We start from the raw sequence: 14,299 nt of genomic DNA on the forward strand, positions 1-14,299 counted from the left end.
GGGTTTTGCTATTTGTGACAACGTCACATTATTAATTTAAGTCAATACGGAATTCTGTATAAAGCTCTAAAAATACGTGCCGATACTGAATATAAATTACCCTGAAAATAAAAGGATGTTTATATGGTCTGGTATCCGTCACGTATTTCGACTCGTTTGACACTCGGGGGGATCGCGTTACTTGCCGTAACGACGTTAGTGATTGTTGTCATTATGCTTTGGCGCGGGCAACCCCGCGTCGTTGAAGTCAATACGGCACTGATCGAGGAGACCGGGCATGGTCTGACGCGTCAACTCAGCAGCGTCCTGTCACGTATTGAGGGAGAAACCGTCAGTTTGTCGCGACTGGCTGAAGTCCTGCCAAATGATGAAGCGCTGTACCGCGCTGTCGTGCCGCATATTCTCGGCGAACAAAATAATTCGATCATCACCGGGGGCGGGATCTGGCCTGAGCCGGACGCGTTTACGCCTGGTGTTGCACGGCGCAGCTTTTTCTGGGCGCGCGGTGCCGACGATAAGCTGGTGTATTCCGACGAATACAACGCAGCAGTTGGCAATGGCTACCACAACGAAAGCTGGTATCAGGGCGCGAAGGGCCATTCGCAAGAAAACTGTGTCTGGTCTGATGTTTATCAGGATGCCATTTCCGGAATCAACATGGTGACCTGCAGCATTCCCTATCAACTGGCGGGTAAATTCGCCGGTGTGGCAACCACCGATATTCGACTCGATAACGTCGCCAGCTTTATGCAGCAGCAGGGTGGACGCACCGGAGGATACGCCTTTGTGGTCGACAAACAGGGGCAAATTCTCTATTTCCCACAAAACGATCGGGATCACTACAAGACCGTCGGCGATCTGGTGAAGGCATCAGGCTGGCTGAGTCCTGTCGCTCAACGTTTGCAGAAACTGCGCACTGAAACCACCGATGTCAGCTCCCTGGCGCTGGAAAATGATGGCATTCTGAACGCACCATCACGCGTGATGTTGTTCCCGATGGCCGATACCGGTTGGGTGGTGGGACTGGTAACACCGCAAGAACGCATCGTCGGGCTGGCAAAAGTCATGATGCGCGATGTTCTTGAAGTGCTGATCCCGGTCATGACGTTGCTGCTGGTGGGCTCCTGGCTGGTGGTTCGCCGGTTGATTGCCCGTCTGGACGACACGCGGCAGGCACTGGACGATATCGCGCAGGGAGACGGCGATCTGACCCGGCGCTTAGAAGTGAAGGGCAAGGACGAAATTTCAGCGATTGCGGAGGCGTTTAACCTCTTCGTGGACAAAATTGCCGCCATTTTGCTTACGGTGCGCAGCAGCAGTGAAGTGGTGGCGAATAACGCCGTTAGCCTTGCTGACAGTAATACTGAGCTGTCAACACGCGTTACCCAGCAGGCAGCTGCGCTGGAAGAGAGTGCGGCTGCGATGGAACAGCTTAATGCGACCGTTCATCAGAATGCGGGTAATACTCAACTGGCGGATGAACTGTCAGAAAGTACAGCGCAAACGGCCAACCGCTGCGGTGATGTTATGCATGAGGTGATTTCAACCATGGATAACGTCAGCGCCTCCTCGGGCCGCATGGTTGAGATTGTCTCGGTAATTGACAGCATTGCCTTCCAGACCAACATCCTGGCGCTCAATGCGGCTGTGGAAGCGGCTCGCGCCGGGGATGCCGGACGTGGATTTGCTGTGGTGGCGTCTGAAGTGAGAACGCTGGCGCAGCGTAGCGCGACCGCTGCTCAGGAAATCAAAGCGCTCATTGATGAGTCGGTGTCGCACGTCAATGACAGTAGCGAGCAAATTCATCATGCCGGCGATCGTCTACAGGAACTGGTGGGACATGTTCGTCAGGTGCGTCAGTTAATGGGCGAAATTCGCGTCGCAGGGGAAGAACAGCGTAAAGGCGTAGCCGAAGTGACGCTCGCGGTTACGGAAATGGACAGCACGGTCCAGCAGAACGCGTCGTTGATTGATGATGCCGCGGCGCGGACGCAGATCTTAAAGGCGGAAGCAGAAGAGCTGGCCTTACAAGTGTCATCGTTTAAATTGCCGTAACGCCAGGAAGCCCGGTAAGCGCCAACGCCCCGGGCATTCCGTCACAATGAATCAGATTTTCAATGGCAGCGCCGTATGCATCCAGGCGGCGATCTCATCAGCTGGTATGGGGCGAGAAAAATAATATCCCTGAATCACCGGGCAATTCATCGAGCGCAACAACTCAAATTGTTCTTTCGTTTCAACCCCTTCCGCAATGACAATCAGGTTCAGACTCTGCCCAATAGTGATAATCGCTTCCAGCAAGGACTGAATACGTTTCTCGGTCTGGCAGCGATCGACAAACGTTTTATCGATTTTCAATTCCGTCACGGGCAGGCTGACCAGGCGGGAGAGACCGGAAAAACCGGTGCCGAAGTCATCGATCGACAGTCCCACGCCCATGTTGCGTAAGATCTCAATGCGTCTGAAGATCTCTTCATCCTGCTCCATCATCATGCTTTCGGTGATTTCGACCGTCAGTTGATCGCCCGGAATAGCAAATTCCACCATGGCTTCCGACACCTGGTCCGGCAGTTGGTTGCTGCGAAAGTGCAGGGCAGAAAGGTTCACCGACAGGGTCGGAATGGTCAGCGACAGCTGGCGCCACTCCGACAACTGGCGACACGCTTCTCTGACCACCCAGCGACCAATATTCTCAATTTCACCCGTCTCTTCAGCGAGCGGAATAAAACGGTTCGGGGGAACGTGACCATGCACCGGATCGCTCCAGCGCGCAAGCGCTTCGAAACCATACAGTTCGCCGGTCTGAGCAAAGATCTGCGGCTGGTACACCAGTCGTAGCCGGTTATTGGCAATGGCGTTTTTCAATGCAGCGCCCAGTTGCAGACGTTCTTTCACCGCGAGGTTCATTTCCGGGTTGAAGAACTGCCAGCCATTGCCGCCCGCTTTACGAATAAAATCCATCGCGTTGTGCGCAGTGGACAGCAGATAGTCACGATTTTTTCCTGCTTCATAGCTAATTCCAATGCTGAGGGTCAGCGGGAAGGGTTTGTCGTCAAACAGGGTGGCTTCACTGCCGATATTGATCAGTTCATCGGCAAACTGGGTAATATTACTCATTTCATTGTCGTCACTGACCAGCACGAACTGCGTGCCTTCAATACGGCTCAAATACTGATCGGGTCTGAGCCGCTCGCGGATTTTATTGATGACCTGTTGCAAGACCTGATCGGCCACGGCATAGCCGAGACTGTCGATAACATCCTGGAAGTGATCGACGCTGATGAGAAACACCACTGGTGAAATCCCTTTCGCGCCGTGAATGAGATCATCGAGATAGGAGTGCAGATGATTGCGGTTGGGCAAACCGGTGAGCGGATCAAATTGCAGGAGATGCTCAATATGCTGTCGGCTTTTTTCCTGTTCGAGCGCCAGGGCCGCCATATGCTGACTGATGTCTGCCACGCGTTCAATAAAGGCGCTGGTCTCTTTTCCTTTCGCTGTTTTAATTAACAGCGTCCCGGCTGGCTCACCATCCCGTTGACGGATGGTGAGCGTCCAGACGTTCACCTCTTTTGCGTCAATCTCTTTCGATGACGACGCCCAGAACTGGCGGACGTTATCTTTTAAGGCATACAGTGAAACATGCGTATCCCGCAGCACCGCCTCAATATTGCGGCAAATAATATCGCCCATTTCGTGAAACGGCGGGCTACTGCACATCGCCGCCAGAATGTTGCCTTCGAGCTGACGAATCTGCCGCTCTTCGGTGATATCGGAAAACGTCATAACCAGATTTTGCAGTGCGTTTCGCCGGTCATAAACCTGACTGATAGACACTTTAATCCAGATCTTTTCACCCGCACGGGTGATTACCAGAAACTCATCCTGATCGCGGGTCGTTTTCCAGAGTAACTGTGTGAGTCGCAGGCCATTGTCCGACGGCTCTTCGGGGAGGTTGAGCAGGTTGTCCGGCTGTTGACCCTTTGCATCGGTAATGTCGTAACCAAACATCTCGCTAAAAGCGCGGTTGCACTGCACAATACGCCGCTCAGGGTCGAGTACGATTACCGGGCGGTCCAGGTGGTCTACCGCCAATACCAGGAGGCGTTTCTGTTCCTTTTGCTCCATCTCTACGCTAGCGTCACGCACAAAGGCAAGATAGAAAATTTTGCCTTCAACGTTGACCTTGGAAAGGGCGAAACGGGTCCAGACTTTGGTCCCGTTTTTTCTTTCCAGCAGCAATTCCCGGCTCATGCCTTCAACGCGGGGCTGACCCCCTTCACGGTTATGACGGATAAAATCGGGGTGCGCTGCGCGTAAATCATGCGGGATCAACATCGAAATCCCCTGACCAATCACCTCTTCACGACGGTATCCCCACAGTTTTTCCGCAGCGGAATTGAAAAATAAAACCTCGTCATTGTCATTGATTAGCACTGCACCCATCATGTTCTGCTCAAGAGCAGGAATGAAGATGCTGTCTCCGGTGCTTTTAACGTCGGATAGCTTCATTTATTACCTCTGCTTCCGTATACCCATTAAGAAGCGGGTTTCCACAGTTCAACACAATTTCTGCCCCGTCTTTTTGCGGTATATAACGCTTCGTCTGCTATCTGAATTAAACGTTCATAATCCGGATGACCATTAAACATTGCTGCCCCAATGGACAATGAAAGCGGAATAAAATCCCCCGCAGGCGATTTTATTTTTGTTTTCTCGACGCGACTGCGAATACGCTCCGCAATCCGTAGCGTATCGGTTTGTGTCGCTTCAGTAAGAACAATAATAAATTCATCGCCACCGTAGCGAAAAACGTAATCACTGCTGCGAACGTTGTCATAAAAAGCCTGAGACACCCGACGAAGGATCTCATCACCGGTATTGTGCCCCCAGGTATCATTGATCTCTTTAAATTTATCGACATCAATAATAAGAATAGAGAGGGGGGTGCCGGCACGATTAGCATGGGCGATTTCCCGCTTGAAGATGGTTGGCAGGAAACGTCGGTTAAGTAATTTGGTCAGTACATCCATCCCTACCTCATGGCGGGACACTTCCTCAAACAATTCACGCAGTAGCGTAATGATCTGCGAGACGGTATTGCGGATTTGCAGCAGGAATTTCACCCGTGATGCTTTATTGCTTAACGTTTTCGTTGTCCCACTGGTGTGGTGAAACACGCCATCAAAGTCCTGAATCAGTCGTGAGATGTGACCGACTTCCGCAATACCACTGAAATAATGACGTCCTTTATGATTAAACCACAAACCAAAATCCGCCTGGCTTAACGGCAGGCTGTTGCCGAGATCGGAGTCGAGTAAGACCTTATAGATAATGTCCATTTCCCACGACAGTAACGCGGCGATTTGACGCTCTTTCTCTTCTTCTGCGTTTTCCAGCAAAGAAAAAATACGGTAGTTTTCATCTTCTTTTGCTGCGGTACTTTCACTAAAGGAGAAGGCTCTGGACATGACTTCCATCGCCAGATCAATACTGTTAATGGAGAAGTGGTAGACAAGCAGCTTATGTGTCGCTTCATGGTGGCTGTCAATGATGATCGGATAGAGAATTTTCTTCAGTACGCGAAAACCCATTTCAACCAGTTCCACCGGAATACCAATACGCGCATGCACTTCAGCCACCGTATGCTGTATTTTTATCAGTTCATCAATATTGTCGACTTCACTGGAGAGCACATCCACAATCCACTTTTCAAGTGCGCTTTTGAGTTGGCGCTCAACCTGTTCATTACTCAAAAACTCCTCAGCATGCGGATCGGCGAGAACAATACGATAAAACTCAATGCTTAAAGCATGGGCATGGGCGATCGCTATCTCAGAAGCTAGTCTGCGAATGTGAGGGTCGGTCTGTTCAACCAGCGCGACCCATTCGTCTTTCATTCTTTTAAGATACATCTCCATGGTGAAGATCCTTACAGTAGTTAGCGAACAACATTTTGCCTGGCTCAAATGCACAATCTGGATAGTAAGATGAATCTAAAACATAAAACACCTGAAAGCGTGCAGGGTGACATTAATGAAATAGTGTAATGCCTTAAGCCATATTTTCATTCATTCCGGCGAAGTAAGCCTGAAACAATTATGGATATAGCCAAAAGTAGCAAGAAAAATCCTTTTTAAGCGACTTTTTAAACGTATTGACGTCTGAAAAGTATAGTCCATCCGTTTGATCGTTGAGAGGAATCATGTCCCCCTGTAAGGTAGCTCACACTCTCTTTTAATGTCAGCATTTTTTCAATTCATAAAATGATATGAGAGTTTTTTGAGCGATATGGTCATCATTACGAAATAAATCCCGTTTTGACTGCGGGTAATAATAATCACGTATCAGTGGAGTCTTGAATAATCTTTTTCTCTTAGATATCCCATTTAATCATTACACTATCCTGAAGCGTATCACTGGCATAAATAATGCTATCCCGCCTGTTGAGGCGTTAAATGATGACAACGGGCAATGACGGAGCGAGCGCGGGGACTGGAAACGGAACCTAAATGGCGACGCAAAGAGAGATCGATGTCTCTCTTTACGTTACGGTGTCACTTAGACCAGCGATTTCTCAGGTAACTGACAGCCTGCTGGGCCTGCGGTTGGTTGAGATTGTTTTCTCTGAACAAAATCGTGCCGCTGATTTGTGGCATTGATTCATTTAAATCGAGCTGTTTCTTCAGTTCCGGAACGCCGCCGTTGACCGTCCAGTCCGGTTCATTGCGAGAGGGCTCGCCGACCTTATACAACGCAACGCCAATATAGAGCCGTGTTTTTGTCGGTTTCACGACGTCCGCCCACCATTTTGCCAGCACATCATAACGTGCCGCATCACGAGAGAAGGGCCAGTAAATTTGCGGTGCGATATAGTCCAGCAGGCCTTGTTGAACCCAAAGCCGCGTGTCAGCATACGACTCATCATAAGCGGCAGCGCCACGGGTATCCGATCCGGCCGGATCGTGCGAACGGTTCCGCCAGACACCGGCTGGACTGACGCCAAACTCCACGTCCGGATTGATCTGTCTGATCGTCCGCGAAACCTGTTCAATTAATAGTTGAGTGTTATGCCGACGCCAGTCCGCCTTTGAGCTAAATCCCTGGCCGTAGCGCCGGAAGGTCAGGTTGTCGTTCAGCGCGGAACCGGGGGATTCAGCGTAGAAATAGTCGTCAAACTGGACGCCATCCACCGGATACCGTTTCACCACTTCAGCCACGATACTGGTTATCCAGTCACGGGCCTCCGGGATCCCCGGGTCGAGAACATAGCGGTCACCGGCGGTACGGATCCAGTCGCGATGGAGGACAAACACGCTGGCTGGCTGGAGCGACACGGTACGGTTCAGTTCATTCACCGTTGACGGTTTCACATTGGTGGAGACGCGATAAGGGTTGAACCAGGCGTGAACGCGCATACCACGTTTGTGCGCTTCATCGAGCATGAACTGGAGCGGATCGTAGCCCGGATTTTCACCAATCTTCCCGGTAAGCATATCCGACCACGGTAAAATGGATGACGGCCAAAGGGCAGTGCCGTCAGGTTTAACCTGGAAGAAGACCGTATTTATACCCAGTGACTGTAAATTATCGAGTTTGTCTGTTAGGGCTTTCTTTTGCATGGCGATCCGCGTGGTGGCGCTACTGACATTCACGGATGCAACCGGCGGCCAGTCAAGCCGGGAAACCGTCGCCAACCACACGCCGCGAACAGGCACATTCAGTTTTTGCGTCTTATACGGCGATGTCGGCGTCGATTTTGGCGGCGTCACCAGTGAGACAGGCGGCTTTGATGAACAACTCGCCAGAAAGATCGTTGCGACAACCAACGTACTGATTTTTTTAACGCGAGACAGAGAGCAAACGGCACGAGAACAGATATCCATATAGGCCAGTCATCCGGTTAACACAAAAGAGAAATTATTTTGTTCCTAATCGACGTTAAGTCAAGCCGGAGAAGGGGTGAGGCGTACAATAAACAGGCTAGCGGAGAGGAATGATTTGTTCAACGGCTTAAAAATGTGTTTACGAATCACCAGAACGCATCTCGCTGAGTATGAGTGAAAACCAGAGCGGTCCTGAAGACCAAAACAGCAGGGAATGACTCAGACACCGGTACAGTGCGGTTGGTAATATTGTATTTAACATAATATACATTATGCGCACCAATAAAGATTAAGACACAATCTGCCATTTCACGGTCGTCATTGTCCTGCTGATTACAAGCGTTCTCGCCAGTTCCTGATGCCTACAAACAGAATTCGCTGCAGCCTCTCCAATGAATTATATTCACCAGGCCTCTGGCTCTCTTAGCATATGGACAATGTTGCACGGATTCATGATCCAGCCGCCCTTGAAACCGTTGGGTAACGGTTCAACTGCGTCACAACGGACTACGCCACATTGTTCAACATATTTTTCGGCAGCGCTGAAATTAGGCGTGAATAATTCCAGCCAGAGTTCAGCCTGACTGAGTCCCGGCGCTTCATCAATCCAGAGCCTGTTCGATCCGAGTTCGAATCCGACTGCTGGCGGCTTATCGATAATTTCCGGTAATCCAATAACATTGCGATAAAAATCAATCGTCTGTTGATACTGATGTGATGGGACCTTCATCGCAATGTCGATGCCACCTTTGATATCTGGTTTATTCATAAGGAATTTCCTTCCCAGTCGCTGGCAATACTAAACTAGTATAGTTCATACCTTATGCACACTTAGTTGAACCATTGACAGGAGAATTACTGATGTCCGACTGGAATCCGGCGCTGTATATGCAGTATGGCGCAGAACGTTCAAGACCCGCCGCTGAACTGCTGGCCAGAATTCAACTTGAGCATGTCTCTTCCGTGGTTGATTTGGGATGCGGCCCCGGTAACAGTACGGCGTTACTCCAAAGCCGCTGGCCTGGAGCGAGTATTACCGGTGTAGATACCTCTCCCGCGATGCTGGACGAGGCTCGAACGGCTTTGCCAAATTGTCACTTTGTTGAAGCGGATATTCGTCTGTTTCAACCCGTCACTCCGCCCGATGTCATTTATGCCAATGCCTCTCTACAGTGGATCCCCGATCACTATGATCTGTTTCCCCGCCTGGTCACCCTGCTGAATGATAAAGGCATTCTGGCCGTGCAAATGCCGGATAACTGGCTGGAACCTACACACGTGCTGATGCGTGAAGTGGCTTATGAACAGGATTATCCGAATCGCGGTCGTGACGCCCTGCCCGGTGTTCACGCTTACTACGACATTCTGAGCGAAGCGGGATGTGAGGTGGATATCTGGCGCACAACCTATTATCACAGGATGCATTCCCATCAGGCGATTATTGACTGGGTCAGTGCGACAGGGTTGCGCCCCTGGCTGCAGGATCTCAATGAACACGAACAGCAACGGTTCCTGGAGCGTTATCATCAGCTTTTACAAGAGCAATACCCACTTCAGGAAGATGGCCAGATATTACTGGCGTTTCCGCGCTTGTTCGTGATTGCGCGTCGCCAGTCCTGATCTCACTCTCTCAGCGGACAGGCTGCTTTCCAGGCGGCCAGCTTCGCTTCATTATTCCCGGTTGGTCGTGATAATAGCCAGTGTGAAAGCTGACGATCGTCCGTTGCGGTACTCTTCTTTACCTGACAAGTTGCAGGTGTCGCTTTGGCAGGCGGTGCCGTTAAGTTCCCCGCCGTCGCCGGTGAATGTATTTTGACTAATAGCTGACAATGTCCGCCCCGTACTGCCGTTTTGCGAACGCTGAATTCGATGTCGTGTTTATCGTAGCGGTGACAAAGATAATGCAGTATCCCGCTGGCCCGGCGCAGGTCAATATGAAATGCCTGGCTTACGTCATTGCGTGAAAATTCTTTATTGCGCAGAAATCCCCACCAGGCAACGGCTCTGAACAGCGGCATTTCCCCTAAATGCCGGATTTCCTCGGGCATGTGAAAACGGTGCTCCGCGCGTCTTTTCGTGGTGGAGGACGATGAATTAATAAGCATCGCGTTCCCTTAATAACGATTGGTCTGAATATCAGGTGGATTAAAAGTGTCCAATACATTTATCACGCAAATAGAGTGGAATTATTTGATCTCAACGCGCCTGAGATAAATCGCTTTAATTACCTTGTAACGGAGGTTTCCTGCGTTATTCGTCAGGTAATAGAGTGATGCAGTCTATTAATTCACACTTTTCGTTAATAGTTCAGGGAGGTGTTGATGATAGAGACAACCCCGCACATCCTGCAGAATGCGCGGGGTTAAGCGTTAAAAGAGCAGCTTCAGACCAAGCACTGCCTGGGTATCGCTAAATCCCTCACTACCGATCTGCTGACCAATATTTCCCCACAAATGCAGGCGCGAATTTATTTTCGCCTCGACGCCCGTTCTAAGCTCTGCAATATTTTTCGCTCCATCGACTGAGCCACTGATCTCATTCATTGAGACCGTATCATTACGCGTATTATGCAGCCAGTTCAGCTCAACAAAAGGTTGAAAGAGTCGATCTTTACCTTCATCGCGAATAGGGTAACCCTGCATAAAGGCTTTTACCCCAAGACGACTTTGTAGATTATCCTTCCCTCTATCCCGCACCCATGTGCCGTTATCTTCACGGTGATCGTCAGCAGAGACGCCCATCCAGATAAGCTGCGCTTGCGGTTGCAACCAGTAACTCAGACGCGGTTGTTCAGCCAGTTTAACGGTGTGTCCCATCTCAAGAGATGCGGTCATTCCTTTCGAACGATAGCGTTCTTCCGCCAGAGATTCTCCGCGTACCGTGTTTTCAAACCAGTTGTAGAGCACCCATGCGTCTATCCAGGTCCCCTGCTTCGCGGCATTATCGGCATACCAGGTCGCGTACAAGCCTGCGCTGTAACCTGAAACCGTGCTGTCCGCACGATAATGGGATAATGATGACCGGGTATTGCTCTGACTGTTGGCATAACCCGTCATGACACCAAGATGCCAGCGATCCTCCAGACCGGAACTCCATTGAGCCAGATCGCCACCAATCTGCACCACATAACGATTACTTTGGCTGCTTAGCTGGCCGGAACGGTCATGAAAACGAGTATGCCCGCCAACATTGCGTAACCACAGACTGGTGACACGCGTTTCCCCGGTGATCGGGTCGATATACTGCGTTTCACCTAACCGGTCGTGCAAACGGGTAACAAACAGGGTGTTAGCCGCCCTGCGGTTTGCCAGGTATGCCCCCATTTCCGGGCGCATCACCGCCGCGGATGAGCGCTCGACGCCTGGGGATGGCGTAGGCAAGGGAATCGGATCATCCTCTTTCGGTTCAATAATCGGGTCATCTATAGGATCGATATCGTCGACGGGCGCCCAGGTATTGACCAGATACCAGTGGTTGGAATCCATGATCCCGTCGTCATTTTCACTTTCAACTCCGCGCAAAAGCGCGTAATCATACCCCCCGGCAACCAGACGGCTTTGGGCAACAAATTCACCCGCAGAATCCCCTGCAACCTGGACAACTCGCGCACCGTTCAGATCACCAACCGCGACATTGCCTAATTCCTTCAACACGACCCGGGTTGTTCCTGCGGTGTTTCCCAAGACATTAAGCTGGTTAACCACCGGTTTTTGTTGCACTTGATCCTGTGTGCTGTTCAGGCTCAGTAAGCCATTGTCACTGTTGTAATCGCCCCTGACCGTCAGGACACTACTTGACAGCGCCAGAGCATCGCGGTTGGCCAGCGGATCGCCAAAACTCAGCCTCCCACCAAGCTGAAGTGACTGAATGGTCTGACTGTAGCCGTTCAGATCGAGTGTGGCGCCCTCCCCGACAGTAAAATCAGAATTCGGGCTAAAACCTGTGACACTTCCGGCGCTGAGCGTTCCGCGACTGATGTGAGTATTTCCGGTATAACGATTATCGCCGCTCAGTTGCGTCGTACCCGGTCCGCTATGGTTGACATTACCGTAGCCTTTTATCGCTGCATTAAGAGAATAATCTTCGCTGGTGTGGTTAAAGTTCAGTGTTGCAGTACTATTTTTCTGGTTTGTGTCACTCAGTATAATGAGCGGCGTCTCGATAGATCCTGCTTCTTGTGCAGTTTCACCGGGTTTGCCACCTATATTCAGTGTGGCGGTACTTCCTGTCCCTATGCCAAGCCAGATTCCCTCTCCTGTCTTAACTTTGCCGCCATTACTGATATTAAGTTCACCTTTGGCATCATTTGGCGTGGTTCTAAAGCCCCCTAAAATGAGTAATGTACCAACCTCTAAAAGAGAATTTTCGCCGTCGACATTCACGACGCCGTTTCCTTTAAGAGTTGAGTTTAACGTCTTTCCGACATAGCCAATATTCATATGTCTACTAACTGAAAGTTGACCACCGTTCAAAATATCCAGTCGGCCCTCTGCCTGATCGCCCACAACAGCCCAACCGGAACGGATCGACGAATTCTCACCTTCTACCGTGGTCAGTCCTTTTGCATCAGCATAAAATTCACCGATGCGCAGTTCGTTAATATTGGAGATCTGACTTCCCTCTTTAACGGTTAATGTTCCGTCGCCGTTATTTTTGCCGACAAACAGATTCTCGCCACTGAGATCCCATTGCGCACCTTCGGTTAACGTCACAATTCCGACAGCACCATTACCAATCGCGCTTGCAGAGGATTTAATGGTGCGTCCTCTTATTGTGAGTTCACCTTTTGTGCCCTGACCGACGGTCAGGGAGCCAAACTCACGCCAACCAGGCTCGTTATTCACTTCCGCAGATAAAATGACCTGGGCATTTTCGTTAATAAGAACACTACTGTTCGCCGTCGTGGGCGTCCAGGATGCTGTTAATGTCTTTGTCGCTTTGAGTTTTTTCTCAATACACTCTGCGGCCGTTTCACTTTCGCAGCGTATTTCCTCTGCCAACAGACCTGTCGGGGCAAAAAGACCGGTGGTGGCAAGCAGCAGTCCTGGAATAACCGGCAACGGAGAGAGAGACTTTATTGATACCAGTGATGGCGTCGACGCCTTTGCATCGACACGCGGGGTGTCATTCATTCCTGATTGAATAGCGTTCATAGATAATCCTCCTGATCATCGTTTAACATCCTGATATGCACTGATGGCATGCCGATGTTTTAAGAACGCCTTACGACCCTTATCAAGAGTTATTTTTAATCACGCAGAAAATATGCGGACATTATCTGAAATTCAATCATCGGTGATAAGTTAATCCTGAAAACCGATGTTAGCGCATTGACACACCCAGCCTGTCGTTCATTTACTGGAATGTTCCCTTCTTTTACGTCAACTGGTAGTGCTTATCCGGCATCAGTTTCGCTGGAATGGTCGATTCATCATTCATCTCCAGCAGGTCAATTTCGATGGCATTACAGATAGCATCCAGGGGCAAATCGTTATTCTCTGTTCCAAACGGATCCTCCAGTTCTTCTGCCAGTGCATCCAGAGAGATGAAGGTATAGGAGATGAGGACCGAAATAAAAGGCGTCATGTAATGCAGATCGACCACCAGGGCGAAAGGCAGCATGATGCAAAACAGATAAACGGTGCGATGGAGGATCAGCGTATAGGCAAACGGGACCGGCGTATTGGCGATTCTTTCGCAACCGGCAAGAACGGCGGACATGTCATTTAAGCGATTGTTTAAACTATGAAACAGGATATCCGAGAGTTGCCCGTCTCGACGACGTGTCGCCAGCCATTCACCCATTATCAGTAAAATGCGGTTTGCCGGAGAGTGAGAGGCAAATACACGTTGCAGATCTGCCGTGCCAAGATACTTCGCCAGCGGCTCAGCCTGCGGTTTACGCCGCAGCGTCATGCGCAGACAGTGAGCGAAGGCGATTTGCAGTCGGACAAACTGCCCTAACTCGCGGTCATCCGGTAAGACCGTTTTGACTTCCCGCAGCAGTGAACGAGAAGCGATCATCAGTTGTCCCCAGAGTTGACGCGCCTCAACATAACGGGAATAACAGGCGTTATTACGAAAACCCAAAAAGATAGCGATTGCCACACCGAGGATGCTGAACGGTGCAAGGGTAAATTTGATACCCAGCATCGTATACCACGGCAGCAGGACGATCACGACAATAGACAGCAGAAAATTAAGCAGCAAGCGGGAAGAGATTTTTGCCAGTACAGAGCCGTGCCAGACGAATATTAGGCGTAACCAGTGCTGTTGCGGACGAACGATCATGACGGTTTTCTGGAAAGAAACGAATCCTGCTATTAAACGTGATCTGGATCAAACATTCAAGCATGTCCAACGTGACGTTGTCACCTGCCTTATGCTAATAGACATGTTCATGCACAAGGCTA

At 50.2% G+C, this 14,299-nt stretch carries 9 protein-coding genes; 2 read left to right on the forward strand and 7 right to left on the reverse strand.

Annotated features, from left to right (window positions below; translation table 11 throughout):
• Positions 1–123: 123 nt before the first annotated feature.
• Complete coding sequence (locus AOY24_RS17010; protein WP_054177026.1) at positions 124–2,055, forward strand: methyl-accepting chemotaxis protein; 1,932 nt, start codon at positions 124–126, stop codon at positions 2,053–2,055.
• Positions 2,056–2,106: 51 nt separating this feature from the next.
• On the opposite strand, the gene dosP is transcribed toward AOY24_RS17010, so the two are convergent.
• The 4 genes from dosP to AOY24_RS17030 all read right to left on the reverse strand — a co-directional run bounded on the left by dosP (position 2,107) and on the right by AOY24_RS17030 (position 8,655).
• Entirely contained in the window at positions 2,107–4,512 is a 2,406-nt protein-coding gene (gene dosP, locus AOY24_RS17015) for an oxygen-sensing cyclic-di-GMP phosphodiesterase DosP (RefSeq protein WP_054177027.1), read from the reverse strand.
• A gap of 26 nt (positions 4,513–4,538) precedes the next feature.
• Positions 4,539–5,921, reverse strand: coding sequence for a diguanylate cyclase (locus AOY24_RS17020; RefSeq protein WP_044268086.1), 1,383 nt, complete (start codon positions 5,919–5,921; stop codon positions 4,539–4,541).
• Positions 5,922–6,557: 636 nt separating this feature from the next.
• Positions 6,558–7,886: a glycoside hydrolase family 10 protein gene (locus AOY24_RS17025; RefSeq protein WP_044268084.1), complete on the reverse strand. Its 1,329-nt coding sequence runs from the start codon at positions 7,884–7,886 to the stop codon at positions 6,558–6,560.
• A gap of 403 nt (positions 7,887–8,289) precedes the next feature.
• Complete coding sequence (locus tag AOY24_RS17030; protein ID WP_054177028.1) at positions 8,290–8,655, reverse strand: glyoxalase/bleomycin resistance/dioxygenase family protein; 366 nt, start codon at positions 8,653–8,655, stop codon at positions 8,290–8,292.
• A gap of 92 nt (positions 8,656–8,747) precedes the next feature.
• Between AOY24_RS17030 and tam the strand changes: the two genes are divergently transcribed.
• Positions 8,748–9,506, forward strand: a complete 759-nt coding sequence (gene tam, locus AOY24_RS17035) for a trans-aconitate 2-methyltransferase (protein WP_054177029.1) — start codon at positions 8,748–8,750, stop codon at positions 9,504–9,506.
• 2 nt (positions 9,507–9,508) lie between these two features.
• On the opposite strand, the gene AOY24_RS17040 is transcribed toward tam, so the two are convergent.
• The 3 genes from AOY24_RS17040 to AOY24_RS17050 form a co-directional block, all read right to left on the reverse strand.
• Positions 9,509–9,934 (reverse strand): CaiF/GrlA family transcriptional regulator, encoded by a 426-nt coding sequence (locus AOY24_RS17040; protein ID WP_082366193.1) that lies wholly within the window; start codon positions 9,932–9,934, stop codon positions 9,509–9,511.
• Between the two features lie 321 nt (positions 9,935–10,255).
• Positions 10,256–13,039, reverse strand: coding sequence for an autotransporter outer membrane beta-barrel domain-containing protein (locus tag AOY24_RS17045; protein ID WP_054177031.1), 2,784 nt, complete (start codon positions 13,037–13,039; stop codon positions 10,256–10,258).
• A gap of 223 nt (positions 13,040–13,262) precedes the next feature.
• Positions 13,263–14,177, reverse strand: coding sequence for a bestrophin family protein (locus AOY24_RS17050; protein ID WP_043000713.1), 915 nt, complete (start codon positions 14,175–14,177; stop codon positions 13,263–13,265).
• Between the last annotated feature and the right edge of the window lie 122 nt (positions 14,178–14,299).

Origin of the sequence: Citrobacter sp. CtB7.12, from assembly GCF_001297795.1 — a bacterium.
GTDB lineage: Bacteria > Pseudomonadota > Gammaproteobacteria > Enterobacterales > Enterobacteriaceae > Citrobacter_A > Citrobacter_A amalonaticus.

Excerpts from the sequence above, each read along its gene's own strand:
- AOY24_RS17010 (WP_054177026.1), top strand. The coding sequence starts at position 124 with ATGGTCTGGTATCCGTCACGTATTTCGACTCGTTTGACACTCGGGGGG.
- dosP (WP_054177027.1), bottom strand. The coding sequence starts at position 4,512 with ATGAAGCTATCCGACGTTAAAAGCACCGGAGACAGCATCTTCATTCCT.
- AOY24_RS17020 (WP_044268086.1), bottom strand. The coding sequence starts at position 5,921 with ATGGAGATGTATCTTAAAAGAATGAAAGACGAATGGGTCGCGCTGGTT.
- AOY24_RS17025 (WP_044268084.1), bottom strand. The coding sequence starts at position 7,886 with ATGGATATCTGTTCTCGTGCCGTTTGCTCTCTGTCTCGCGTTAAAAAA.
- AOY24_RS17030 (WP_054177028.1), bottom strand. The coding sequence starts at position 8,655 with ATGAATAAACCAGATATCAAAGGTGGCATCGACATTGCGATGAAGGTC.
- tam (WP_054177029.1), top strand. The coding sequence starts at position 8,748 with ATGTCCGACTGGAATCCGGCGCTGTATATGCAGTATGGCGCAGAACGT.
- AOY24_RS17040 (WP_082366193.1), bottom strand. The coding sequence starts at position 9,934 with ATGCCCGAGGAAATCCGGCATTTAGGGGAAATGCCGCTGTTCAGAGCC.
- AOY24_RS17045 (WP_054177031.1), bottom strand. The coding sequence starts at position 13,039 with ATGAACGCTATTCAATCAGGAATGAATGACACCCCGCGTGTCGATGCA.
- AOY24_RS17050 (WP_043000713.1), bottom strand. The coding sequence starts at position 14,177 with ATGATCGTTCGTCCGCAACAGCACTGGTTACGCCTAATATTCGTCTGG.